The organism is Sphingobium sp. 22B (assembly GCF_001580035.1).
In the GTDB taxonomy this organism is placed as follows: domain Bacteria; phylum Pseudomonadota; class Alphaproteobacteria; order Sphingomonadales; family Sphingomonadaceae; genus Sphingobium; species Sphingobium fuliginis.
The window spans coordinates 189,619-213,430 of record NZ_LTAB01000008.1; the positions used below are offsets into that span (position 1 = coordinate 189,619).

The following is a 23,812-nucleotide window of genomic DNA, read 5'->3' on the forward strand; positions in this document are numbered from 1 at the left end:
ACCATCTGTGGGCCAGCATAAACGGATAGCCATGAAGAAGCATCTGATCGCGCTCACCCTCCTCACGCTGGCCGTTCTCATCGGCCTTTTCTTCTATTTCGCGCGGGGAGACACGGCGCGGCTTCCGGCCGGCGCGGATGTGGGCAAGGAGCCGGTTTTCACCAGCCCCCGCAGCGAAATGATCCCGACGATGAACGTCGCGGATGCCGTGCCGTGGAAGGGTGGGGAAAAGCCGGTTCCCGCAAAGGGGCTGAACGTCGATCGCTTCGCGGATGGGCTGGACCATCCCCGCTCGCTGCTGCGCCTGCCCAATGGCGATGTGCTGGTGGCCGAAACCAACAGCCCGTCACGCCCGACGGGCGGCATCGTCAACCGGGTGATGAACTATCTGATGAACAAGGCAGGCGCCGGCGTGCCGTCCGCCAACCGCATCACCCTGCTGCGCGACGCCGATGGCGACGGGCGGGCGGAAACCAAGACCGCTTTCCTCACCGGGCTCAACTCCCCCTATGGCATGGCGCTGGTGGGGAACACGCTCTACGTCGCCAATACCGATGCCTTGATGGCCTTTCCCTACAAGGAAGGGGACAGCAGGATCACGGCCAGGGGGCGCAAGATCCTGAACCTTCCCGCGCAGGCGCCCAACATGCACTGGACGCGCAGCCTGGCCGCAAGCCCGCAGGGGCTGCTTTATGTGGGCGTCGGCTCCAACAGCAATATCGGGGAAAATGACCTGGAGACGGAGGCCAATCGCGCCGCCGTGCTGGAGGTCAATCCCGATACGGGCGCCTATCGCATCTACGCTTCGGGCCTGCGCAACCCCGTGGGGCTGGCTTTCGAGCCCAGGAGCGGCGCCTTGTGGGGCGTGGTGAACGAGCGCGACATGCTGGGCAGCGATCTGGTGCCCGATTATCTGACGCGGGTGGAATTCGGCGCCTTCTATGGCTGGCCGTGGAATTATTGGGGCGGTTATGAGGATCGCCGTGTCCAGCCGCAGCGGCCGGAGGTTCGCGAATATACCAAGCGGCCGGACTATGCGCTGGGCAATCATGTGGCGCCGCTGGGCCTCAGCTTCGCCGACAAGGTGACGCTGGGCGCGCCCTATGCCAACGGCGCCTTTGTCGGGCTGCACGGCAGTTGGAATCGCAAGCCTGCCGCGGGCTACAAGGTCGTGTTCGTGCCCTTTGGCGACAATGGGGAGGCGGGCAAGGCCAAGCCGGTCGATGTGCTGACGGGCTTCCTGGGAAGCAAGGGCGAGGCGCATGGGCGCCCGGTCGATGTGACGGCGGACGCCAGGGGCGCGTTGCTGGTCAGCGACGATGTCGGCGGGGTCGTCTGGCGGGTGACGGCGGCGAAGTGAGGTGATGGGTTCTTGCCGGGGTGTGCCCTTGATCCTCTCCCGTCGAGGGTCGGCAGAGAGGGACACTCCCCAAAATACCCCAGCCGCAAACCCATGAATGGCGCGCTCAGGATTTGATGCAAAAGGCTCGGCACAAGGAGAGAGGGCGCGGGAATATGTTTCAAGCCCTGCCGACGCCGTGATGGGCCTTTCTGGTCGAACCGCAGGACGCCCAGATGGGTTTACGGCCTAGATATTGAGGCCATGCCGCCCGGCCAGTTCCACCACATATTGCCAGGCCACGCGGCCTGAGCGGCTACCCCGCTGGGTCGCCCACTGGATCGCGTCCAGCGGCTGGAAGCTGAGGCCGAGGCTGGCCGCATAGCCGCTGACAATAGCGACATAGGCATCCTGGTCGATCGCGTGGAAACCCAGGGACAGCCCGAAGCGGTCCGAAAGCGCCATCTTGTCGTCCACCACGTCGCGGGGATTGACGGGGTCGTCCTGCTCCGACAGGTGGCGGGGCACGATGTGACGGCGGTTGGACGTCACATAGAGGCGAACATTGGCCGGGCGGGCGGCGGTTCCGCCCTGGAGCAGCGACCGAAGCGCACGGGCGTCGCCCACCCCATTTTCATCGAAGCCAAGATCGTCGAGGAACAGGATGAAGGGCCGGCGCGTGTCGCGCAACAGGGTGAAGAGTTGCGGCAGGCTGGCCAGTTCATCGATCGCGCATTGCAGCAGGGCGATGTCCTGCCCCTCCGCCTGAAGCTTGCCGATGACGGCGGCAACGACGGCGGACTTTCCGGTTCCGCGTGCGCCCCACAGCAGCACGTCATGCGCCGCATGTCCGGCAGCATGGCGGCGGCTGTTTTCAAGCAGCGCCTGCTTCTGCGCATCGATGCCGGTCAACAGGGCGTAATCCACCGGCGCGAAGGCCTCCACCGCCCGGATCGTGGCGCCGTTCCACACATAGGCGGGCGCGGCGGCCAGATCGGCGGAAGAAGCGGGCGGCGGAGCGATCCGTTCCAGCGCTTCGGCAATGCGGGTCAGCAGGGCATCGTTCATGGCGCCCTCGCTTAGCCCGCATCCGCATGACGGGCAAGCGCGGCGCCCATGTCATTCTTCTGTAGCAATGGCCTTTTACTCCCGGAAATCGGGGCTTATATCGCTGGGGTCGTGACCATCCCAAATCCAGTCTTTTCCACCCGAATAAGCCGCTATGGCAGCGAAGCGCTGCGCGAGGCGGCGCTGCTGATCCGTGCGGGCGAACCGGTCGCCGTGCCGACGGAGACGGTCTATGGCCTGGCGGCGGACGCCACGGACTCCAACGCGGTGGCGGCGATCTACACCGCCAAGGGACGGCCAAGCTTCAATCCGCTGATCGTCCATGTCGCCGATCGGGAGATGGCCGGGCGTCTGGCCGATTTTTCGCCCGTGGCCGACAAGCTGGCGGAGCGGTTCTGGCCCGGCGCGCTGACCATGGTTCTGCCTGTGCGAGCCGACAGCGGACTGTCCCCGCTGGTCATGGCGGGACTGCCGACCGTGGCGCTGCGCCTGCCCGCCCATCCGGCGATGCGGGCGCTGATCCGGGAGAGCGGGCGTCCGCTCGCCGCGCCTTCGGCCAATCGCAGCGGCGCGATCAGCCCGACGCGCGCCGAACATGTGCTGGCGAGCCTCAACGGCAAGATCCGCATGATCCTGGATGAGGGGCCGACCAGCGAAGGGCTGGAATCGACCATCGTCGCGCCGGAAAGCGACTGCATCCGCCTGCTGCGACCGGGCCCGATCACGGCGGCCATGCTGGAGGAGGCAAGCAGGCTGCCGGTGGTGACGGGCGCTGACAATGCGAAGATCGAGGCGCCGGGGCAGTTGGAAAGCCATTATGCGCCGTCCAAGCCGGTGCGGCTGAACGCGCTGAAGGCGGAGAAGGACGAATATCTGATCGGCTTCGGCCTGATGCCGTGTCATGTGAATCTCAGCCCCGACGCCGATATGCGGGAAGCGGCGGCGCATCTGTTCGCGGCCCTGCACCTCGCGGATGCCAGCGCGGCGGAGCGGATCGCGGTGGCGCCGATACCCAATGAAGGGATCGGTGTAGCCATCAATGACCGGTTGCGGCGGGCGGCGGCTTAACATTCGCATTCATGCGGACCGCCTATGAATATGGTCATGCTGAACTTGTTTCAGCATGACGCGTGGGGATGGGCCGGATAAAAGGGCGAGAAATCACTCACCCGCAATTATCATAACCCGCATCGCGGCATTCGCGGCGACGGCGTTCTTCCTCCTTCTTCCGCTCGCGGGCTTCGCGCGCCTCCTGCTTGCGCATCTTGCGGCCGTAATTGCGGTCGGCCTCTTCCTGGCTGGTGGTGCTCCAGTCCACCATTTGGCTGCCAGCGCGCACCGGCGCCGTCACGATATTCGCCGCCGTCCGCGCGATGCAGCCCGGCAGGAACAGCAACAAAGCCGGCGCGGCCACCCATGCGATCTTGTTCATATCTCTTCCCCGGCTTGTCATGTCCGCCAGCTTAAAGACGCTGGCGGCCAGGGCAAGCCGTGGGCGACGAACCGTTAGGGCGCTTCGATCCGCTCGGCAAAGCCCTTGCGCAGCTTGGCGAGCTTGGGCGGGATCACCGCCATGCAATAGGGGTTCCGGTCCCCCACCCGCTCCCAATATTTCTGGTGATAATCCTCCGCCGGATACCAGGGCGCGTCGGGCTCTATGGCGGTGACGATCGGGTTCGCCTGATCCGCCTGGGCGCGCTCGATCCCGGCCTTCGCCTCCGCCGCCTGTTCGGGCGAATGGGGAAAGATGGCCGACCGATACTGGGTGCCGATGTCATTGCCCTGCCGGTTGAGCGTCGTCGGATCATGGGTGGCGAAGAAAATGTCCAGCAGGTCGCCATAGCCGATCGTCGCCGGATCATAGGTGATGCGGATCGCCTCAGCATGACCAGTCGCGCCGGAGCAGACCTGCTCATAGCTGGGGTTCGGCAGCGTACCGCCGATATAGCCGCTTTCCACGGCCTTCACGCCCTTCAGATTCTGATACACCGCTTCCGTGCACCAGAAGCAGCCGCCAGCCAGGGTTGCGATCTCTTCGGCCATATAGGGAGTCCTTATCCTGAATTGGCCGCCGAGATAGGAAGGATCAGCCCGCGGTTCCAGTCTGCCGCATCGCCGCCTCCGCCTTGGCGCGTTCCTCGGCCACCAGTTCCTTGCGGGACAGCTTGCCGACCAGCGTCTTGGGCAGGTTGAGGCGCACCTCCACCTCGCACACCTTCTCATGCTTGCCCAGTTGCGGGTTCAGCCAGTCCTTGAGCGCGGCCCCGTCGATCCCGGAGCCCTCCTGAAGGGTGACGAAGGCCTTCGGACATTCGCCGCGATAATGGTCGGGAATGCCGATCACCAGCGCTTCCTTGACCGCCGGATGGTGGTAGAGGACCTTCTCGACCTCGCTGGGGAAGACCTTGAACCCGCCGACGGCGATCATGTCCTTCAGCCGGTCGACGATCTTCACATAGCCGTCCTCGTCGATCAGCCCGACATCGCCTGTGCGCAGCCAGCCGTCGACGAAAACCTCCTCGTCGGCGTCCGGCCGCTGCCAATAGCCCTTCATGATCTGCGGCCCGGAAAAGACCAGTTCGCCCGGTTCGCCCTCGGGCGGCGGACGGGTCGGGTCCTCGCGGTCGACCAGCTTGACGCGGGTGCCGGGCACCGGCTGCCCCACCGTGCCAGACTTGTTGAGGCCCTCATAGGGGTTGGAGCAGACGACCGGGCTGCTTTCGGTGAGGCCATAGCCCTCGACCAGCTTGGAGCCCGTCATCGCCTCGAACCGCTGCTTGACCTCCAGCGGCAGCGGCGCGCCGCCGGAAATGCAGAGGCGCAGGGAGGAGAAGTCGATATTCGGCGTCGCGGGATGATCCAGCAGAGCCTGGTACATGGTGGGCACGCCGGGCAGCGAGGTCGCCCTGGTCCGCTGCAGCGCAGCCAGAACCTGCGTGCCGTCGAAACGGGGCAGCATCACCATCTCGCCGCCGTTCAGCACCGTCCGGTTGAGCACGCATGTATTGGCGAAGACATGGAAGAAGGGCAGCACCGCCAATATGCGGTCGGGCGCTTCGGGATGCGGATCGATCAGGCGGACCTGCCGCGCATTGGCGGTCAGGTTCTGATGGGTCAGCATCGCGCCCTTGGGCCGGCCGGTGGTGCCGCCGGTATATTGCAGCAGGGCGATGTCCTGCTCCGGATCGATGGCGACCGGCACGGGGTCTTCGCCATGGCGCAGCAGGTCCGCATAATGGGTAAGGCGCGGATCGTGCGGTACCGCGACCGTCTCCTTGCGCTTGAACAGCCGGAACAGCACCGACTTGGCAGGCGGCAGGACTTCCGCGACGCAGCCGACGACCAGCCGTTCCAGGCTGCTGTTGTCCAGCACTTCCAGCGCGGTGGGCAGCAATGCCTTGGCCGACAGGGTGAAGAGGATCTTCGTCCCGCTATCCTCGACCTGATGTTCCAGCTCGGCGGCCGTGTAGAGGGGGGAATAGTTGACGACCGTCGCCCCGGCCATCATCGCGCCATAATAGGCCGCGACATAATGAGGGACATTGGGCAGGAAAAGACCGACCCGGTCCCCCTTTTCTATGCCCATGTCCTGCAATCCCCTGGCGACCCGCCGGATGCTGTGGAGCATTTCGCCATAGCTCGTCTTGCGGCCCATGAAGTCGATCATCACCGCTTGCGGATTGGCCGCCGCGCTGTTCGCCACCATCTCCACCATCGACAGGGGCGGGAATGTCTGCTCCCAGGCAGAGGGATGATTATAGCGGGTTTTCCAGATTTTTTCGCTGCTCTCCATTTGTACAGGTGTAAGTTACGCCTTCCCTTTACGCAAGCGTAAAGCACGGCAAAAGGGCCGCAGCCCTTGGCAAGGCGCGGCCCTTTTCCCGGTCTCTGCCGTCGTCGCTCCGCACGGGGCGGATTGACGTTACGGCATCAGACGTGACCCTTGTTGTCGCTGAACGGATCGAGGATTTTCGCGGCGCCCGAAATCAGGTCGGACTCGCTCTTCAGCGCTTCTTCCGCGCGGCGGGTGGCGTCCTCGCGCTCCCGGCGCAGCTCGTTGATCAGCGCCTCGCGATCGCCGTCCAGACGCGAATCGGTGGGGGCCTCGATGCCCGCCTTCTTCGCCGCCTTCGTCACCAGCGCGTCCAGTTCCCGCTGCGAGCAGAGGCCCAGCGTCACCGGGTCCTTGGGCACGATGTTGGAGATGTTCCAGTGCGTGCGGTCGCGGATCGCGGCGATGGTGGTGCGCGTGGTGCCGATCAGCTTGCCGATGGCGCCGTCCGAAATTTCCGGATGGTTGCGCAGGATCCAGGCGATGCCGTCGGGCTTGTCCTGACGCTTGCTGACCGGCGTATAACGCGGTCCCTTGGTGCGGCGGACCGGCTCGGGGCCCTTCAGCATCTTCAGGCGATAGTCCGGATTGGCCTCGCCCTTGTGGATTTCCTCCATCGTGATTTCATGGGCGCGCACCGGATCGCGGCCGGTATATTTGGTGCCGGCGGTATCGTCGGCAATCGCCTGCACTTCCAGGATATGCAGCCCGCAAAACTCCGCAATCTGGTCGAAGCTCAGCGCGGTATTGTCGACCAGCCAACTGGCTGTCGCATGGGGCATGAGAGGCTGGGACACGGGAATTCTCCGGCATAGAAACGGCGCTTAAAAACGACAAGGGCCGCCCAAGCAGGGCGGCCACGCCCGACCCGAGATAGTGCATCCGGCCGCGCCGGGCAAGGAAAAGCGTCAGGCCGCGCTGCCGAGCGCCTGGGGATCGATATTGTGCAGACCGGTGAGGAATTCCCGCGCGCTGCGTTCCCAACTGAAGCTCTTGCCATAGGCGGCGCATGCCTGACGGTCGCAGAGGAGCGCTGCGGCGATGGCGTCCTCCAGCCGGTCCGACAAGGCGCCGCTTTCCGGGGTGACGATGTCGACCGGGCCGGTGACGGGATAGGCCGCCACCGGCGTGCCGCAGGCCAGCGCCTCTATCATGACCAGGCCGAAGGTGTCGGTGCGGCTGGGAAAGACGAAGACGTCGGCGCCGGCATAGGCGCCGGCCAGTTCCGCCCCGAACATGGGGCCCAGGAAATGCGCCTGCGGATAGGTTCTTTCCAGCATGGCGCGGGCGGGACCGTCCCCGACGACGACCTTCGTGCCCGGATGGCCGCTGACCAGGAAGGCTTCCAGATTCTTCTCGACCGCGACACGGCCGACATAGAGCTGGATCGGACGCGGCAGAGCGGCAAAGAGGATGGGCGGCGTCGCCATGGGCGTGAAGGCGGCCAGGTCCACCCCCCTGCCCCAGGCACGCACCTGCGCCAGCCCATGGGCACGCAATTGCCGCCGCACGGACCGGGTCGACACCAGCACCGCCTCGGCCGGTCCATGGAACCAGCGGATATAGCGCCAGAACCACGCCGCGGGCAGCCCGGTGCGCTGCGCCACATAATCCGGAAAATGCGTATGATAGGCAGTGGTGAAGCGGATGCCGCTGCGCAGGCACCAGCGCCGTGCGGCCAGGCAAAGCGGCCCTTCCGTCGCCAGATGGATCGCGTCGGGACGGAAAGCCGCGATCATCTGCCCCACAACGCTCGAACGGGCGAAGGCCAGCCGGATTTCCGGATAGGTCGGACAGGGGATGGAGCCGAAGAGATCGGGCGAGACCAGCTTCACCTCATGCCCCATCTTCTCCAGTTCCGCCTGCATGGTCTGGAGCGTGCGGACGACGCCGTTCACCTGCGGGCTCCAGGCGTCGGTGACTATGGCCACGCGCATCGTTCGCCCTCCCGTCAGGCCGCGATCCGGGAAGGTTCTTCGGCGGCGCGCCCGGCGATCTCGTCGGCCCAGTGCAGCACCTCCATGCGCCCGTCGAAATGCTCGACCAGCGCCGTGCATCCCTCCACCCAATCGCCGTCATTATAATATTCGACGCCCGCGATCTCGCGGATTTCCGCATTGTGGATATGCCCGCAAACGACACCGTCGACGCCGCGGGAACCGGCCTCATGCGCCACCACCTCCTCGAAGCGGGAGATGAACTCGACGGCGTTCTTGACCTTGTGCTTCGCCATCTTGCTGAGCGACCAATAGGGCAGCCCCATGCGTTGCCGCACCGCGTTCACCACGACATTGACGCGCATCAGCATGGTATAGGCGGCGTCGCCCACAAAGGCCAGCCAGCGGTGCGCAAGCATGATCGTGTCGAACTCGTCGCCGTGCAGCACCAGCAGCTTGCGGCCGTCGGCGGTCTCATGGATCGCCTTGCGCCGAATCTCGACGCCGCCGAAGCTGAGGCCGGTGAACTGGCGGAACATCTCGTCATGATTGCCGGGGATGTAGACGACGCGGGTGCCGCGCTTGGCCCGCTTCATCACCCGCCAGACCACATCATTATGCGCGGCGGGCCAATAGAAGCGCTTCTTCAGCCGCCAGCCGTCGATGATGTCGCCCACCAGATACATGGTGTCGCTGTCGACGCTGTCGAGGAAGTCGATCAGCATGCTCGCATTGCAGCCGCGCGTGCCGAGGTGAATGTCCGAAATCCAGATCGTGCGATAGCGGCGACGCTTCCCTTCCCGTTCGGGAATGGCGAACTTGTCGTCGGCGCCATCGTCCAACTCCGCCAGGAAAGGCAGGCGAGTGATGGCGTTCATGATGCGACCCCTGAGCTGTTTCCCTCAGGAGCGAATCCATAGCCGCCCTATGTTACAACTCCGCAGCGAATATGACGGAAATGCTACGGTCTTGGCCAGTGCAGGACATTCCTTCTCCCTTGAGGGAGAAGGATAGGAAGCCTTGGCGACGAAGGAGCCTAGGCTGATTTGGATGAGGGGGAAGCGGGCCTGCGGCCCGCGTGATCCCATGGATCGCAACGCCTTCACCCCGCTGCGACTAGGCAGCAAGCTGCCAAGTCTGCGCAGCCCTCTCCCTCAGGGGAGAGGGATAAAGCGGGTGTTCGATTACCACCCCCAATCAGACCCACCCCCTCGTCAAACCGTCAGCACGATCTTCCCGAAATGCTCCCCCGCATCCATGCGCGCATGCGCGGCGGCCGCCTCCGCCAGCGGAAAGCGCATGTCCATCGCCGGCCGCAGCCTGCCCTGCTCGATGAAAGCCCACACCACCCGCATCAACTCGTCCGCCACCAGGCTCTTGAAGGCCACCGAGCGCGGGCGCAGCGTCGATCCGGTCAGCGTCAGCCGCTTGCCCATGATCGCGGGAATGAAGACCTCCGCCTTGGGTCCGCCCATGACCGCGATGGACACATGGCGCCCGTCTTCCGCCAGACACTGGATGTTGCGCGGCAGATAATCCCCGCCGACCATGTCCAGCACCGCCTGCACGCCCTGCCCGCCGGTGATCCGCTTCACTTCCTCGACGAAATCCTGGCTGCGATAATTGATCGCATGATCGGCGCCCCAGGCCTTCGCCTGCTCGCATTTCTCATCGCTGCCACAGGTCACGATGACGCCGATGTCGAACAGCTTGCAGAGCGAGATCGCCATGGTGCCGATGCCGCTCGTGCCGCCATGGACCAGCACCACATCGCCCTCCACCACATAGGCGCGCTCGAACAGGTTGCTCCACACGGTGAACAGGGTTTCCGGCAGGGCCGCCGCCTCGACCAGATCATAATCGTCCGGCACCGGCAGGCACTGGCCGGCGGGCGCCACCGCATATTCGGCATAGCCCCCGCCGGGCAAAAGCGCGCAGACGCGCCGGCCGATCAACAGTTCCGCGCTCCCGCCCGCGGCGACGATGATGCCGGAAACCTCCAGCCCCGGAATGTCGGGCGCGCCGGGCGGCGGCGGATATTTCCCCTGCCGCTGCATCACGTCGGGCCGGTTGACGCCGGCCGCCGCCACCTTGATCAGCACCTCGTCGGGCCCGGGCACAGGAACCGGCCGCCGCTGCGGCACCAGGGCCTCGGGCCCACCGGGAACCGCTATGCCGATCACCGTCATTTCCGTCGGCAGGTCGTTCGGCTTCACGCCCTCTATCGCCATTGCGGCCCCTCGCGGCAGATGTTGCACCGCACCTAAATCGACGGGCGGAATGCAGGCCTTATTGACAGACTGGCCCGCAGGGTCAACATTGCGATTCATGGACATGGAAGACGATCTGCCCCGAAAGGCCGATGATCCTCTGGCCCAGCTGATCCGTCAGGATCTGGGTCCGCTGTCCGTTGCCGATCTCGAAGCGCGCATCGCGGCGCTGCAGGGCGAAATCGCCCGCACCCGATCCAGGATTGAAAACGCCGTTAACCACAAAGCAAGCGCCGAGGCGTTATTCAAGCGATGAACCCGCGCCCCGCCCCACGCGACTCCGACAAGGGTCTCACCGGGCATGGGCAGTCTGGCAATTCCGGCGGTCAGGATGCCCATCTTGATCCGCCGTCGAGCAATGCCGACATATGGTTCAAGACAGCCCCTCATTGGGGGTCAGGAGTATAAGAGACATGCCATCTTTCGCACCCGCCCTTGAAACCACCCTGCATAATGCGCTGACCCACGCATCGGAGCGTCGTCACGAATATGCGACGCTGGAGCATCTGCTGCTCGCGCTGATCGACGACGAACATGCGTCGAAGGTGATGCAGGCCTGCGGCGTGGAGCTTGGCGAACTTTCCGACGCGGTGACGCAATATCTGGATACCGAACTCGACAGCCTGAAGGTGGAGGGTGCAAGCGACCCCTCCCCCACCAGCGGCTTCCAGCGGGTGGTCCAGCGCGCGATCCTGCATGTCCAATCCTCCGGAAAGGATGAAGTGACGGGAGCCAATGTGCTCGTCGCGCTTTTCTCCGAGCGGGAAAGTTATGCCGTCTACTTCCTCCAGCAGCAGGATATGAGCCGCCTGGATGCCGTCAGCTACATCAGCCACGGCGTCGGCAAGGGCACGGCCGCCCCTGAACCGCGCGAAACCAAGGGCGCTCAGGAGGAGGAGAAGAAGGCGCAGGACAGCAAGGGCAAGAAGGACAGTGCCTTGGAGCAGTTCACCGTCAACCTCAATGAGAAGGCGGCGCGGGGCAAGGTTGACCCGCTGATCGGCCGCGCTTCCGAAGTCGACCGGACCATCCAGATCCTGTGCCGGCGGTCGAAGAACAACCCGCTCTATGTGGGCGACCCGGGCGTGGGCAAGACCGCCATCGCGGAAGGCTTGGCGCGCAAGATCGTGGAGGGCGAGGTTCCCGACGTCCTCAAGGAAGCGGTGATCTACTCGCTCGACATGGGCGCGCTGCTTGCCGGAACCCGCTATCGCGGCGATTTCGAGGAGCGGCTGAAGGCGGTCGTCACCGAGCTGGAGAAGATGCCGCACGCAGTTCTTTTCATCGATGAGATCCACACGGTGATCGGCGCGGGCGCGACCAGCGGCGGCGCGATGGATGCGTCCAACCTGCTGAAGCCTGCCCTGTCGGGCGGCACGATCCGCTGCATCGGCTCCACCACCTACAAGGAGTTCCGCAACCATTTCGAGAAGGACCGCGCCCTGCTGCGCCGGTTCCAGAAGATCGACGTCAACGAACCCACGGTCGAGGACACGATCAAGATTCTCGCCGGGCTGCGCAGCGCCTTTGAGGAGCATCACAACGTCAAATACACCCCCGACGCGATCAAGGCGGCGGTGGAACTGTCGGCGCGCTACATCAACGACCGCAAGCTGCCGGACAAGGCGATCGACGTGATCGATGAGGTCGGCGCGATGCAGATGCTGGTCGTGCCGTCCAAGCGCAAGAAGACGATCACCCCCAGGGAGATCGAGCAGGTCATCGCAACCATGGCCCGCATCCCTCCCAAGACCGTCTCGGCGGACGACAAGTCGGTTCTCGAAACGCTCGACACCGACCTCAAGCGCGTCGTCTTCGGCCAGAACCGGGCGATCGAGGTGCTGTCCTCCGCGATCAAGCTGTCGCGGGCGGGCCTGCGCGATCCCGACAAGCCGATCGGCAACTATCTCTTCTCCGGCCCCACCGGCGTCGGCAAGACGGAGGTTGCGCGGCAACTCGCCCATCTGCTCGGCATTCCGCTCCAGCGGTTCGACATGTCGGAATATATGGAACGCCATTCGGTCAGCCGCCTGATCGGCGCTCCTCCGGGCTATGTCGGCTATGACCAGGGCGGCCTGCTGACCGATGCAGTGGACCAGAATCCGCATAGCGTGCTGCTGCTGGACGAGATCGAGAAGGCCCATCCAGACCTGTTCAACATCCTGCTCCAGGTGATGGACAATGGCCGCCTCACCGATCATCACGGCAAGACGGTGGATTTCCGCAACACCATCCTCATCATGACCACCAATGCCGGTGCGTCGGACATGGCGAAGGAAAGCATCGGCTTTGGCGAACTGACCCGCGAGGATGCGCAGGAGGACGCGGTGAAGAAGCTCTTCACCCCCGAATTCCGCAACCGCCTCGATGCCATTGTACCTTTCGGCTATCTGCCGCCGGAGATCGTGGCGCGGGTCATCGACAAGTTCGTGCTGCAACTGGAACTGCAACTGGCCGACCGCGACGTCCACATCACCCTGGACGACGAGGCGAAGGCCTGGCTCACCAAGCGCGGCTATGACAAGCTCTATGGCGCCCGCCCGATGGGCCGCCTGATGCAGGAGAAGATCAAGCAGCCGCTGGCCGAGGAACTGCTGTTCGGCAAGCTGGTGCATGGCGGCGAAGTCCATGTCCGGCTGAAGGACGACGCCCTCGCCTTCGAAATCACCCCCGCCGCCCCCAAGAAGGGGAAGAAGGGTGGCAAGTCGAAGCCTGCGGAACGGGCGAAGTAAGACAGCGCCATCATCGGCAATCATGACAAGGGCGGCCCCTCGGGGTCGCCCTTGATCATTCGGGCCTGCCGAAGAAACCGGCCACTGATCAGCGCGGCCGATCCTCCCTGCGGCATCAAGCCTCCCGAACCGCTGGACCGCCTGCCGAAGCGAGAACTTGCGGATTGCTCTCCATCGGGCACAAGGATGGCTCACGCCAGATGCGGGAGAGTCGCGATGTCGAACGAAATCACCCTCTACACCAATCCGATGTCGCGCGGGCAGATCGCCCGCTGGATGCTGGAGGAAGTGGGAGAGCCCTACGACATCGTCGTGCTGGATTATGACGTCGGCATGAAGTCGGCCGATTACCTCGCGATCAACCCGATGGGCAAGGTTCCCGCCATCGTCCACGCAGGCAAGGTGGTGACCGAATGCGCCGCCATCTGCGCCTATCTGGCCGATGCCTTTCCCGCCGCCGGCCTGGCGCCCGCCACCGATGGTCGCGCCGACTATTATCGATGGCTCTTCTTCGCCGCCGGCCCGGTGGAGGCCGCCATCACCAACAAGGCGCTCGGTTTTGCCGTTCCCGAAGGCCGCGAGCGTCTGGCCGGCTATGGCACGTTCGACCATGCGATCGATGCCCTGGAACGCGCCGTCTCCGGACCAGCCTGGATTTGCGGCGACCGGTTCACCGCCGCCGATGTCTATGTGGGAGCGCAGGTCGATTGGGGCCTCAGCTTCGGTTCGATCCCCAGCCGCCCCGTCTTCGAAGCCTATGCGGCGCGCCTGCGCGAGCGCCCGGCCTATAAGCGGCAAAAGGAACTGGACAACGCCCTGATCGCAAAGATGCAGAAGCCCGCCTGAAGCACTCCCCAAAGCGAAAGGCCCGGCGAACCACTTCGCCGGGCCTTCCCTTATTTCAGCTAAAGCCGTCTTCAGTTGCGCTGATTGCCCATGAAGCGCAGCAGGAACAGGAACATGTTGATGAAGTCGAGATAGAGGTTCAGCGCCCCCATCACCACCGACTTGCCCATCATGTCCGTCCCGGCGACATAGGCATAGATGCTCTTGATCTTCTGCGTGTCATAAGCGGTCAGACCCGCAAACAGCAGCACGCCGACGAAGCTGATCACCAGATTCATGGCGCTCGACCGCAGGAACAGGTTGATGAGGCTGGCGACCAGCAGACCGACAACACCCATGATGAGGAAGGTGCCGAAACCCGAAAGGTCGCGCTTCGTCGTATAGCCCCAGAGGCTCAGCCCCGCAAAGGCAGCCGCCGTCGCGAAGAAGGTCTGGGCAACGGACGTGCCGGTATAGACCAGCAGGATGGACGAGAGCGACAGGCCCATCACCGCGGCATAGGCCCAGAACATCGCCTGCATCGCGAAGGTCGACAGACGGTTGATGCCAAAGCTCATCGTCATCACGAACAGCAGCGGCGCGAACATGATGACATATTTCAATATGCCGGGTCCGGCCAGGATCTGGTAAGCAAACCCGCTGGAGGCGAACAGCATGGCGACGACGCCCGTCAGCAGCACGCCGCTCGCCATATAATTGTAAACCGACAGCATATAGCTGCGCAGGCCAGCGTCATACGCCTCCCCGCGCGCAACGGTCGTGCCGCCAAAACCCGCAACGTCGGAACGCGGATCGGACCAATTGGCCATGAGATATTCTCCTTCACCGGCATCCATGCGGCCGGTTCCCTCATTATCGGCTTATCGCGCTTCCAATTCAAGCGGCGAGCGCAATCTGACTTATCGCCGCGAAACAGCTATAGGAAGGCGATGCACCGCCTGTTCGTCGCCATACGCCCGCCCGCCGACATCCGCGCCGGCCTCATCGCCCTGATGAACGGGATCAACGGAGCGCGCTGGCAGGACGACGACCAGTTGCACATCACCCTGCGCTTCATTGGAGAGGTCGACCACCATCAGGCCAATGACGTCGCCGACGCGCTGGCGAATATCCGCTTTTCGCCCTTCCGGACCGCACTGTCCGGCGTGGGCTGCTTCGACCGCAAGGGCCATGTCAACGCGCTCTGGGCAGGCATGGAGCCACGCGCACCCCTCGCCCGGCTTCATCGGAAAGTGGACCGCGCCTGCATCGCCGCGGGCCTGCCGCCGGACGATCGCAGCTATCTGCCGCATATCACCCTCGCCCGCTTCGGACGCACGGCCGGCCCGATGGACGCCTTCATCGCCCTTCATGCCGGCCTGGCAAGCGCCCCATTCACCGTCGATGAGTTCGCCCTCTATGAAAGCCATCTCAGCCAGAACGGCTCGACCTATCATTTGATCGAACGCTATCGGGCGGACAGGAACGATCCCGAATAAGACGCGATTGTCGCAAGCGTTCCCGGCGAATTCAGGTCGACAGCGCGCCGCAGGCCACCCGTCCACCCGCATTGCCGGCAGGATCGGTCTTGTTGTCGTCCGCCTGCGCATGGATCACCAACGCCGCGCCGTCGCCGTCCAGCAGCGGCGTCGCGCCTCCGCTGATGGTTCCGCCGGGGATGACATATTCCATTTCGCCCGAACCGTCGGCGCCGGCGATCATGTTCGGCATATCGCCCATGTGCATGCCCGCAGGATTATCCTTGCCATGCTTGTGACCCGTGGGATTCCAGTGCCCGCCAGCGCTCGTGAAATCGGGCGGCGTGCAGGTTCCGGTGCCGTGGATATGCACGGCATGCATGCCCGGCGTCAGCCCTTGCGCGCGCACCAGCACATGCAGGCCATCGGTCGCCTGCGTCACCGTCGCCTCTCCGCGCGGCGATCCGTCCGCGGCCAGCAGCTTCGCATGGGCCACGGGCGCGGCGGCGTCGCTTGCAGGGGCCGTCCCCGACGACCCGGTCGCACAGGCCGATGCCAGGGCAGCCATCGGCAATGCCAGAAGAATTGCGGCAATTTTCATGATGAACCAACTCCGAGAAGAACGCTGCTAGGCGAACGCAACATGACGGTCTTTGTTGCCTAAGCGATCCGAAATGTCACCGCTTTTCATCCCGATCATGCCCCGGGCCGGAGGGCACAAGCCGCTCCTCCAAGGGCGCTCGAGCAAGACAGGGGTTCGCCAGGGGCCAATCCGTTGCACGCAACTTCCGCACTGCATTGGCAGCACCAGAGGCTGGCCGGGCTGAACAGCACCTTCCCCGATTTGGTCCGAAGCCCGCTACAGGCGAGTTCGCGGCCGTCCCTGTACAAACCGCATGGAAAAAGGGGCCGGTCTCTCGACCAGCCCCTCGATCCCTTCCCATCCCGAAGGATGGAAAATCTTACTGACCCGAACCCGGACCGTAGGTGATTTCCACGCGACGGTTCTGCAGTTCGCGGACGCCGTCGGCGGTTTCGACGCGGGGGTTCGATTCACCGAACGCCTGGGTCGTGATCACGCCGTCAGGAATGCCCTTCGACGAGATATATGCCTTGACGGCATCGGCGCGACGCTGGGACAGACCGACGTTGTACGAGGCCGAACCCGAACGGTCCGCATAACCCGCCAGCATGACCTGCGCGCTGCCGCAGTTGCTGTAGGCCGAAACCGCATTGTCCAGAATGGTGGCGGCGTCAGGCGTGATGTCCGACTTGTCCCATTCGAAGAAGACGATGTACGGCCCAGGGCTGCACTCAGCCACCGGCGGCGGAGCAGCCGGTTCACCACCGAAGTTGTAGGTCAGGCCCAGCAGCAGGCTGTGGGTGCGCAGCTTGGTGTCGACCGACGAGCCGGCGGGGCCACCGATGGTGGTGTAGGCCGGGATCAGCTTGATGTCGTCCTGGTTGAAGAAGCGATACTTCAGCGAGACGTCGACATTGTTGGTCAGCGGATAGCGAACGCCAGCCAGCGCCTGCCAGGCGAAGCCGGTGTCGGAATCGTTCACCAGATCGTTGGCCAGCTTGCCGCGCGAAACGCCGACACCGCCGCCGACGAAGCCCTGCAGGCCGTCATCGGGACCGAAGTCCAGCAAGCCGTTCAGCATGAACGACAGAGCCGAAGCCGAACCGCCGAAGCCGCTCTTGTCCAGATCCACCTTGGCGCGCTTGTAAGCGGCCTCGGCCTCCAGACGGAAACCGCCGAAGTCATAACCGATATTGGCGTCACCATCGAAGCCCTTGTGGTAGTCCACGCCGGCAACCGTGTTGCTGGCAGCGCCGCCATTGCCGGGGGTGAAGGTGATGTCCTGATCTTCGACGAGAACAACGCCGGAATCGATACCGATATACCAGCTATTGTCACGCGCCAGGGCCGGGGTGGCCAGGGCGCTGGTCGCAAGCACAGCCGCGAGGGCAAGCTTCCGCATCTGAATTCCCCTTTCAAAAGTGTCACGAAGGACTGCTGAAACCCTGTATCGGGTAGAAAGTTTCATGGCAAGTCCACAATTGGCAAAACTGTTGCAAAAATAACGCAGTTAACCCTGTCGCCTTCCGTTGGCTCCTAATTCGAAAGGGCAATTCTGGTAAAAGGCGGACACAGCGAAAGTCACAGCAGGATCAGCTCGCGATCAGTCCATGTGTCCGCAGCGCGCCCAGAATTGCGGCAAGGGCCGAACGCGCCTCCACGTCGACTATGGCGCCGCCCGCCGGATTGGCGACGGCCGCCACGGCCGCGCCCACGACCCGCTGCCCACCGACATAGAAGCCATCTGCCCGCACGGCGGAATCCTCCCAGCGCGCGCCGTCAACTGCGGTCATCGAAGGGATCGCTGAACCGGATGCGCCCGTCGGCGGGCATCACCCACCACCAAGGCTCACCCACCTGAAATCCGATCTCAAGTCCAGCCGCCAACCCAATGGAAACAAAGGCCCCTGCCACCAGCCGCAAATAGCTCATCGCCCCGTCATGCGCAGGGGAAAGCAGGGTGGAGGGCGGCGACCAGTCCGTCAGCGCGGGCGCCCCATCCTCCGCCCGCTGCTTCCAGTCGTTCCAGCAATGCGCGTCGAACAATTCATAGGAAAGCGACCAGATCACCCCCAGCCCCAGCGCCTTCGCCCGCCGCGCGAAATCGGCATGCCAGGCGGCGCATGGCGCGTTCAGCACCCCGCCGGCCAGACTGATGTAAAATCCGCCACCCAGCGGTTCCAGCCGGAAATAATGGCTCATCCCGACATAATGGTTGATGTCCCCGCGATAGCCCAGCGCATGGATCGACGCGACGATCCGCTCCGGCGTCTGGTTGAAGCAGTCGTCATAGCCGGTCGCCATCGACAGCCCATGTTCGGGCAGCACCGCATCGCCCACGCGCAGCACCGACCCGGCCCCGTCGCAGCGCATGTCGGAAAGCTCGCACCACCCCTCGACCCCGCCGGCAAAGGCGGCGCTCCCCGCATCGTAACCGGGCGCGGCGAGCGAGATGAACATCCGGTCCACATCGCCTGCCCAGACCTCTTCCCCTTCGCTCAACAGGAATCCGCTCCTGATCGCGGAAAAATCCAGTGTGATCACAGCATCTTCCGGCCCGCCGCTCGCATAGTTCCACAAGCGCACATACCAGGCCCGCGCATGCCCCGCCGCGTCCCTCCCCTCGATGGTCAGCGTCGGCCCATGCGTCTGGTCCAGTCGCCGCAACCCTCCGCTCCGCCAGCGGAAGCGCAGCACGCAATCGCGAAAATCCCGATCCGTCTCATAGGCCAGCAGGGCATGGCTCCACTTGTCCTCCGCCTCCCAGATCAGCCCCGCCAGATCCCCGGACCCGTAAAAGACGGCATCCACCCGAAGCGCGTCCGGCGCGGTGGTGACGACACCCGCCATCATCGGCCGGGGAAAATTGACGGTCCAGTGCGTCGGCGCGAACCGCTTCATGAACCGCGCCTCCTGCCCCCGCCGCGCATCGGCCAGCCAGTAAGCCAGTCTACTCATCCGCTTATCGCCCCCCTGACCGCCCGGGCCACCTGCCGCGCGCTGCGCGCCAGCAATCGGGCGCTATCCGCCCCCTGCCCCTGCACCGCGATGCTCACCCGCACATCCCGCGCGCCACCACCGCCATGGGGAACAATCTGCCCGCTTGCGGTGGGCACAAAGACCTCCGGCCCCCGCTCCCCCACGACATAGGCGCGCCCCGGCGCCACCGGCCCGCCGGTAGCGCGTCCCGGCAAGCCCAACACGGACGCCGCCAGCCCGATCAGCCCGCCATCGCCCCCGATGCCGTTCATCCCGGCCCGCAAGGCGCTGGCCGCAATGTCGTCCAGCACCCGCAGCGCAATGGCCTTCAGCTCCTCGAAACCGAACTGCCCGGTCCGCACCGCCCGCAACAACCCCTGCTCGATCCGCCGCCCGGCCCGCTCCGCTCCCGTCGCAAGAGGCCCTTCCAGCTCCCCCCGCATGGCCTCGACATCCCGCGCAAAACCCTGCCTGTCCGCCCGCACCCGCACGACCAGATTGTCGATCTCCTCGTCCATCCCTCTCACCTCGCAACCGAAAAGAAAAAGCCCCTCCCTTCAGGGAGGGGTTTGGGGGAGGGGAAAGCCCCACATTCCAACCTCAATCCGGCATCCCAGCCCGCAACCTCTCCAACTCCCCGCGATCCATCCCCACGCGCGCCTCGTCCTCATCCCCATGAGCCGCCCGCAACACGCTCTCCAGTTCCGCAGGCGTCGACCGCCAGAACTCCTCCGGCCGCCACCCCAGCAACCACCCCGCGACCCCTGCCAGCCGCGCCGCCGATTTGAAAAAGCTCATCGTCCCCCCAAAATCTGCCCGAGTATCCCGCGCAGAACCGGCGTCAGCTTCGCCAGCCCCGCCGCCACGATCGCCTCGCCCAAAGCCTCCCGCGTCAAGCCGGCCGGCGGCTCCGCCAGGCAATGCCAGAACAGCCCGGCCATCTCGCCCAGCGACAGCTTCCCGTCCGCCGCCCGCTCCACCAGCGCGAACAACGGCCCCAATTCCTCCTCAGCCGCCACCAAAGCCGCGAAACTGGGCCGCAGCACAAGGCGCTCCCCACCCAGTTCCAGCGCAGCCTCGCCCCGGGCACCGTTAGCTGGGGCGCCATTCGCCCCGCTCACAGCGACACCACCGGCCCGGAACTTTCCAGGCTCAGCGCATAGTTGCGCTCGCCATTATAATCCCCGGCATAGTCCAGCCGCGTCACCAGAAAGCGCCCGCGCATCTTCTCGCCGCTTTCGAAGCTCAGCTCATAATCCTCGATGGTCCCGGCCAGCGCATGGTTGCGCAGCCGCACCTCCGCCGCCGATCCGGTGAATATGCCCGCCGCCGACACGCTGACGGATCGCACGCCCGCACCCGACAGCAGCTCGCGCCAGCCGCCCGATCCCTTGTGCGTGACGTTCACCGCCTCGCCGTTGACGGACAGTTGCGTGGTCCGCATCCCGGCCACGGTCGCATAGGCCGCAGGCGCCCCGCCATCGCCTATTTTCAACAGAAACGCGCTTCCTTTTTCCACGCCCATGGCGCATTCTCCTCTACGATAAACCGTGCAAGATTCGGGATTTGGAGAGAGGCCCCCTATGTTCGTCACCGCCCCCCTGATGCTGTTGCTGGCCGCCGCTCCGCAGGGCGGCGTCGATGTCGGCACTGGCCGCAAGGACTATTCGCAGTGCCTGTCGAAACAGATTCAACCCGCCATCGACAAGAAACTGTCGCTCGGCGATTTCCAGTCCGCGCTGAAGAGCGAATGCGGCGCCAAGGAAGCCGCCTTCCGCGCCGCCATCGTCGCCGACGACAAGTCGAGCGGCATGTCGGACAAGGACGCGCAATCGGACGCCGACGACCAGATCAGCGAATATCGGGACAAGATCGTCGGAGAATATGAAGACTATTCGAAGCCGGGCAGCTAACTCCACCCCTTCCCCGCGACGCCGACGGGCCGCCTCGGCTAGAGCCAATCGACATTCAGATGATGACGAGCCGAGCCGAAGACCACCGAAGGTAAAATGATGGTTTTCCGTGACCCGGAGCGCAGCGTACTCAAAGTAGGTGAGCACCGGAAGCACGGAAAAGCGTCATTTGCAGGCCGTCAGGGCTGAATGTCGATTGGCTCTAAGCCCGCACCACCCGCACCCGATAATCCGCCAGGGCCTGCCACCCGTCCCGCGCCGCCGTCCGCGCCACGCGGGACCGCACCAGCCGCGCGCCAACGACCCGCCAGCCCTCCACCGGCCCCAGCGCCCGCATCGCCGCATCCACGCGCTCCAGCAGGCCGCCCAGCCGCGCAGGCGCCTCCCCCACGTCGAACAGGCTGACCGCCACGGTCAGTTCCCGCCCCTCCACATCCTTCGCGCCCCAATCCAGCGCGATGCAGTCCCCCACCACCCCATAGGGCGCGCTGGCCCGTCCCGGCGCGCCGTCGAACAGCCCGTTCACCCCCGCCATCAAGACGGCATCCCCACGCAGGGCCGCAACCACGGCTCCACGCACCGCCACCTCCGCGCTCATCGCCGCCCCCTTCCCGAATGCCGCACCGCTTCCCGCAGCGCCAGATCGCCCATCCACCGCGCCTTCAGCCCGCGCCCGGACAGCCGCACCGCCTCACCCTCGACCTGCGCCTCCACGCCGGCCGCCGCCAGAGCCGCGGCAATCCCCCGCCGCCGCGCCTCCATCCGCGCCTCGACCAGCGCGCCCAGCCATCCCCTCATGCCCACCGCCCCCTCATGCTCATGCCAGCCGCATCCGCCGCCATGGCCGCCACAGCGCGCTCACCACGGCGGGCGGCGTCGCCACGTCCCCGCCCCGCGCCGCGAAATGCTCCGCCGCCAGCCGCACGATCCCCTGCCGGATCGCTTCGGGCAGCGCATCCTCATCGACCGCCAGCCCCGCGCGATAGCGCACCACGACCTCCCCCGGCCCATCGACCGGCCGCGCCCGCACCCAGCCATCGCCGGAAGCATCGATGTCGATCGCATGGGCCTCCGGCGCCAGCGCCACGCCGGCCGCCTCCACCCCCTCGATCGCCACCACCGGCCGCGCCGTCAGCCTCTGCCAGCTCCCGTCCGCGACGACCGTCTCCGACGCCTCCCGCACCACCAGCCACTGCCCGATAAACTGCTCGCAAAGCCCCGAAGCGCTTCCCAAAAGCCGCTCCAGCACGCCATCCTCATCATCCGACCCGATCCGCAACCAGGCCTTGAGATCCGCCAACATGGCCCCTCCCACCAAAAAAGGGGACGCCCCGCAGGACGCCCCCAGTCTTTCCTTCTCCCCTTGTGGGAGAAGGATACGCAGCCTTAGCGGCAAGGCCGCTTAGGCGAAGTTGGATGAGGGGTGATCAGGAAGCCGCGAACTTCATCAGCTTGATCGCCTCCGAATTGGCCACGGCCCCGCCGATCCGCTTCACCGCATAGAAATGCACGAACGGCTTGTTGCTGAACGGATCGCGCAGGATGCTGGTCTCGCTGCGTTCGGAAATCACATAGCCCGCCTGGAAATTGCCGAACGCGATCGACAGCGAACCCGCCGCAATGTCCGGCATGTCCTCGGCCTCGACCACCGGATAGCCCAACAGCGTCGCCGGCTGCCCCGCGCTCAGCGAAGGCTGCCAGATGAACGCCCCGTCGCTGGTCTTCATCTTGCGGATGACCGACAGCGTGGCCGAATTCATCACGAAGCAGGCCCCCTGGCGATAGGGCGCGCGCAACGCCTGCACCAGGTCGATCAGCCTGTCCTGCCCCGAAGCGGCAAAGGCCCCCGAAGCCCCCGACGCCACATATTGCAGCGACCCGAAGGCGCGCACGCTGTCCGCCTCATTGGTCGTCGTATAGGTCAGGAAGCCCTTGGGCTTGTTCGTCCCATTGCCGTTGATGAAGGCCGCGCCCTCCGCCGCCGCGAACTCGCGGGCGATCTCCCCGGCCAGCCAGCCCTCGACGTCGAACTGCGCATCGTCCAGCATCGCCTGGCTCGCCGCCGGATTGGCGTAGAGCTCGCCCGAAGGCGGCACGATCTCGTTGAAGCTCGGCGTCGCCGTCTCCGCCCGCGCGCCCGTCTCGCTGGCCCAGCCGGACACGATGCCGCCCGACGTCACCAGCTTGCGATAGCCCGCCGTCCCCGTCCGCACGACATTGGCGATCGACCGGATGGGCGAAATCGCCTTCTGCGTCGCGCCGATGATCTGGTCGATCTCCCGCGGCACCGCATAGCCGCCCGCCGCGCCCGAAGCGCCGGAAAAGCTCTTGAGCTCGACCCCGGCCTCCAGCCCCTGCCGCACATAGCGCTCGACGAAGGCGGCCCGATGCGGGTCGACCGCCCCGCCCTTCACGCCATCCAGCGCGGGCCTCTGCTGAACCAGCAGCGCCCCCCTCAACGCCGCGACCTCACTTTCCAGCCCGGCGATGCGCTCACCCTGCGCCATCACGTCAAAGCTCGCATCCAATTGATCCGTCATCCACCACTCCCACGAAAAAGGGCGGCCCACCGGACCGCCCGAACAGCTCCTTCTCCCCTTGTGGGAGAAGGATACGAAGCCTTGGCGGCAAAGCCGCCTAGGCGAAGTTGGATGAGGGGTAAGGCCCCCTATTCCACCGCAATCACCCGAGCCAGATCCTGCATCGGATGCGTGACGACGCTCACCTCCACCACCTCCAGCTCCAGCAATTCCCGGGGCGAAACCCCTCTCGCCTCCCGCACCCGATAGCCAAAGGACAACCCGTCCACCGCCTTCTCCCGAAGCGCGCGACCCGCCTCCCGCCCCTGTCTCTTAT

The 23,812-nt window shown here is 65.2% G+C and carries 28 protein-coding genes and 1 pseudogene; 7 read left to right on the top strand and 22 right to left on the bottom strand.

Annotated features, from left to right (window positions below; translation table 11 throughout):
* The first annotated feature begins 31 nt into the window (after nucleotides 1-31).
* Nucleotides 32-1,360: a sorbosone dehydrogenase family protein gene (locus A0J57_RS10145; protein ID WP_061935446.1), complete on the top strand. Its 1,329-nt coding sequence runs from the start codon at nucleotides 32-34 to the stop codon at nucleotides 1,358-1,360.
* Between the two features lie 228 nt (nucleotides 1,361-1,588).
* Here the strand turns inward: A0J57_RS10145 and A0J57_RS10150 are convergent, their stop codons facing one another.
* Complete coding sequence (locus A0J57_RS10150) at nucleotides 1,589-2,407, bottom strand: ATP-binding protein (RefSeq protein ID WP_025548859.1); 819 nt, start codon at nucleotides 2,405-2,407, stop codon at nucleotides 1,589-1,591.
* Between the two features lie 111 nt (nucleotides 2,408-2,518).
* Here A0J57_RS10150 and A0J57_RS10155 point away from each other — a divergent pair, with 111 nt between their 5' ends.
* The gene (locus tag A0J57_RS10155; protein ID WP_061935517.1) at nucleotides 2,519-3,475 is read left to right on the top strand and encodes an L-threonylcarbamoyladenylate synthase; all 957 of its coding nucleotides are present in this window, start codon (nucleotides 2,519-2,521) and stop codon (nucleotides 3,473-3,475) included.
* A gap of 97 nt (nucleotides 3,476-3,572) precedes the next feature.
* On the opposite strand, the gene A0J57_RS10160 is transcribed toward A0J57_RS10155, so the two are convergent.
* The 7 genes from A0J57_RS10160 to A0J57_RS10190 all read right to left on the bottom strand — a co-directional run bounded on the left by A0J57_RS10160 (nucleotide 3,573) and on the right by A0J57_RS10190 (nucleotide 10,407).
* Nucleotides 3,573-3,839: a hypothetical protein gene (locus tag A0J57_RS10160; protein WP_061935449.1), complete on the bottom strand. Its 267-nt coding sequence runs from the start codon at nucleotides 3,837-3,839 to the stop codon at nucleotides 3,573-3,575.
* 74 nt (nucleotides 3,840-3,913) lie between these two features.
* The gene (gene msrA, locus A0J57_RS10165; RefSeq protein ID WP_061935452.1) at nucleotides 3,914-4,450 is read right to left on the bottom strand and encodes a peptide-methionine (S)-S-oxide reductase MsrA; all 537 of its coding nucleotides are present in this window, start codon (nucleotides 4,448-4,450) and stop codon (nucleotides 3,914-3,916) included.
* A gap of 43 nt (nucleotides 4,451-4,493) precedes the next feature.
* Nucleotides 4,494-6,200: a long-chain fatty acid--CoA ligase gene (locus A0J57_RS10170; RefSeq protein WP_044662582.1), complete on the bottom strand. Its 1,707-nt coding sequence runs from the start codon at nucleotides 6,198-6,200 to the stop codon at nucleotides 4,494-4,496.
* Nucleotides 6,201-6,337: 137 nt separating this feature from the next.
* Nucleotides 6,338-7,021 (bottom strand): DUF1013 domain-containing protein, encoded by a 684-nt coding sequence (locus A0J57_RS10175; protein WP_025548854.1) that lies wholly within the window; start codon nucleotides 7,019-7,021, stop codon nucleotides 6,338-6,340.
* Nucleotides 7,022-7,147: 126 nt separating this feature from the next.
* The gene (locus tag A0J57_RS10180) at nucleotides 7,148-8,176 is read right to left on the bottom strand and encodes a glycosyltransferase family 1 protein (RefSeq protein WP_061935455.1); all 1,029 of its coding nucleotides are present in this window, start codon (nucleotides 8,174-8,176) and stop codon (nucleotides 7,148-7,150) included.
* A 14-nt stretch (nucleotides 8,177-8,190) separates the two neighbouring features.
* Entirely contained in the window at nucleotides 8,191-9,054 is an 864-nt protein-coding gene (locus A0J57_RS10185; protein ID WP_025548852.1) for a UDP-2,3-diacylglucosamine diphosphatase, read from the bottom strand.
* A 336-nt stretch (nucleotides 9,055-9,390) separates the two neighbouring features.
* Nucleotides 9,391-10,407 carry an NAD(P)H-quinone oxidoreductase gene (locus A0J57_RS10190; protein WP_061935472.1) on the bottom strand — a complete coding sequence of 339 codons (1,017 nt, stop codon included), beginning with the start codon at nucleotides 10,405-10,407 and terminating at the stop codon, nucleotides 9,391-9,393.
* A 97-nt stretch (nucleotides 10,408-10,504) separates the two neighbouring features.
* On the opposite strand from A0J57_RS10190, the gene A0J57_RS25270 reads away from it, so the two are divergent.
* The 3 genes from A0J57_RS25270 (at nucleotide 10,505) to A0J57_RS10205 (ending at nucleotide 14,024) form a co-directional block, all read left to right on the top strand.
* Nucleotides 10,505-10,702: a DUF1192 domain-containing protein gene (locus tag A0J57_RS25270; protein ID WP_044662584.1), complete on the top strand. Its 198-nt coding sequence runs from the start codon at nucleotides 10,505-10,507 to the stop codon at nucleotides 10,700-10,702.
* 157 nt (nucleotides 10,703-10,859) lie between these two features.
* Nucleotides 10,860-13,178, top strand: coding sequence for an ATP-dependent Clp protease ATP-binding subunit ClpA (gene clpA / locus A0J57_RS10200; RefSeq protein WP_044662585.1), 2,319 nt, complete (start codon nucleotides 10,860-10,862; stop codon nucleotides 13,176-13,178).
* Between the two features lie 216 nt (nucleotides 13,179-13,394).
* On the top strand, nucleotides 13,395-14,024 hold the full coding sequence (locus A0J57_RS10205; RefSeq protein ID WP_061935478.1) for a glutathione S-transferase family protein: 630 nt from the start codon (nucleotides 13,395-13,397) through the stop codon (nucleotides 14,022-14,024).
* Between the two features lie 71 nt (nucleotides 14,025-14,095).
* Here the strand turns inward: A0J57_RS10205 and A0J57_RS10210 are convergent, their stop codons facing one another.
* Nucleotides 14,096-14,833 carry a Bax inhibitor-1/YccA family protein gene (locus A0J57_RS10210; RefSeq protein ID WP_025548846.1) on the bottom strand — a complete coding sequence of 246 codons (738 nt, stop codon included), beginning with the start codon at nucleotides 14,831-14,833 and terminating at the stop codon, nucleotides 14,096-14,098.
* 120 nt (nucleotides 14,834-14,953) lie between these two features.
* Here A0J57_RS10210 and thpR point away from each other — a divergent pair, with 120 nt between their 5' ends.
* On the top strand, nucleotides 14,954-15,502 hold the full coding sequence (gene thpR / locus A0J57_RS10215; protein ID WP_061935480.1) for an RNA 2',3'-cyclic phosphodiesterase: 549 nt from the start codon (nucleotides 14,954-14,956) through the stop codon (nucleotides 15,500-15,502).
* A 31-nt stretch (nucleotides 15,503-15,533) separates the two neighbouring features.
* Here the strand turns inward: thpR and A0J57_RS10220 are convergent, their stop codons facing one another.
* From A0J57_RS10220 to A0J57_RS10255, 8 genes and pseudogenes are all read right to left on the bottom strand, one after another.
* The gene (locus A0J57_RS10220) at nucleotides 15,534-16,082 is read right to left on the bottom strand and encodes a superoxide dismutase family protein (RefSeq protein ID WP_048578083.1); all 549 of its coding nucleotides are present in this window, start codon (nucleotides 16,080-16,082) and stop codon (nucleotides 15,534-15,536) included.
* Between the two features lie 361 nt (nucleotides 16,083-16,443).
* Nucleotides 16,444-17,466, bottom strand: a complete 1,023-nt coding sequence (locus tag A0J57_RS10225; RefSeq protein ID WP_061935483.1) for an OmpA family protein — start codon at nucleotides 17,464-17,466, stop codon at nucleotides 16,444-16,446.
* 190 nt (nucleotides 17,467-17,656) lie between these two features.
* Nucleotides 17,657-17,857, bottom strand: a complete 201-nt coding sequence (locus tag A0J57_RS10230) for a hypothetical protein (protein ID WP_235600834.1) — start codon at nucleotides 17,855-17,857, stop codon at nucleotides 17,657-17,659.
* A 19-nt stretch (nucleotides 17,858-17,876) separates the two neighbouring features.
* Nucleotides 17,877-19,022: pseudogene (locus A0J57_RS10235) on the bottom strand (TIGR02217 family protein); the annotation flags it as partial.
* On the bottom strand, nucleotides 19,019-19,561 hold the full coding sequence (locus A0J57_RS10240) for a hypothetical protein (protein WP_061935486.1): 543 nt from the start codon (nucleotides 19,559-19,561) through the stop codon (nucleotides 19,019-19,021). The pseudogene A0J57_RS10235 and the gene A0J57_RS10240, both read right to left, overlap by 4 nt.
* 82 nt (nucleotides 19,562-19,643) lie before the next feature.
* Nucleotides 19,644-19,841, bottom strand: a complete 198-nt coding sequence (locus A0J57_RS10245) for a phage tail assembly chaperone (protein ID WP_061935489.1) — start codon at nucleotides 19,839-19,841, stop codon at nucleotides 19,644-19,646.
* Nucleotides 19,838-20,164, bottom strand: a complete 327-nt coding sequence (locus A0J57_RS10250) for a gene transfer agent family protein (protein WP_235600835.1) — start codon at nucleotides 20,162-20,164, stop codon at nucleotides 19,838-19,840. Before A0J57_RS10250 ends, A0J57_RS10245 begins: the two co-directional genes overlap by 4 nt.
* Complete coding sequence (locus A0J57_RS10255; protein WP_025552304.1) at nucleotides 20,161-20,568, bottom strand: phage tail tube protein; 408 nt, start codon at nucleotides 20,566-20,568, stop codon at nucleotides 20,161-20,163. Before A0J57_RS10255 ends, A0J57_RS10250 begins: the two co-directional genes overlap by 4 nt.
* Nucleotides 20,569-20,626: 58 nt before the next feature.
* Here A0J57_RS10255 and A0J57_RS10260 point away from each other — a divergent pair, with 58 nt between their 5' ends.
* Nucleotides 20,627-20,956 carry a hypothetical protein gene (locus A0J57_RS10260; RefSeq protein WP_025552306.1) on the top strand — a complete coding sequence of 110 codons (330 nt, stop codon included), beginning with the start codon at nucleotides 20,627-20,629 and terminating at the stop codon, nucleotides 20,954-20,956.
* Between the two features lie 202 nt (nucleotides 20,957-21,158).
* Here A0J57_RS10260 and A0J57_RS10265 read toward each other — a convergent pair whose 3' ends face one another.
* The 5 genes from A0J57_RS10265 to A0J57_RS10285 all read right to left on the bottom strand — a co-directional run.
* Nucleotides 21,159-21,554 (bottom strand): DUF3168 domain-containing protein, encoded by a 396-nt coding sequence (locus tag A0J57_RS10265; RefSeq protein WP_048578077.1) that lies wholly within the window; start codon nucleotides 21,552-21,554, stop codon nucleotides 21,159-21,161.
* Nucleotides 21,551-21,754 (bottom strand): hypothetical protein, encoded by a 204-nt coding sequence (locus tag A0J57_RS10270; protein WP_061935492.1) that lies wholly within the window; start codon nucleotides 21,752-21,754, stop codon nucleotides 21,551-21,553. The genes A0J57_RS10265 and A0J57_RS10270 overlap by 4 nt, the downstream gene beginning before the upstream one ends.
* Nucleotides 21,755-21,773: 19 nt before the next feature.
* On the bottom strand, nucleotides 21,774-22,259 hold the full coding sequence (locus tag A0J57_RS10275) for a phage head-tail connector protein (protein WP_044662598.1): 486 nt from the start codon (nucleotides 22,257-22,259) through the stop codon (nucleotides 21,774-21,776).
* A 124-nt stretch (nucleotides 22,260-22,383) separates the two neighbouring features.
* Nucleotides 22,384-23,496, bottom strand: coding sequence for a phage major capsid protein (locus A0J57_RS10280; protein ID WP_061935520.1), 1,113 nt, complete (start codon nucleotides 23,494-23,496; stop codon nucleotides 22,384-22,386).
* 128 nt (nucleotides 23,497-23,624) lie between these two features.
* Nucleotides 23,625-23,812: HK97 family phage prohead protease (locus tag A0J57_RS10285; protein WP_201030931.1), on the bottom strand; the 188-nt coding region annotated here is incomplete at its 5' end.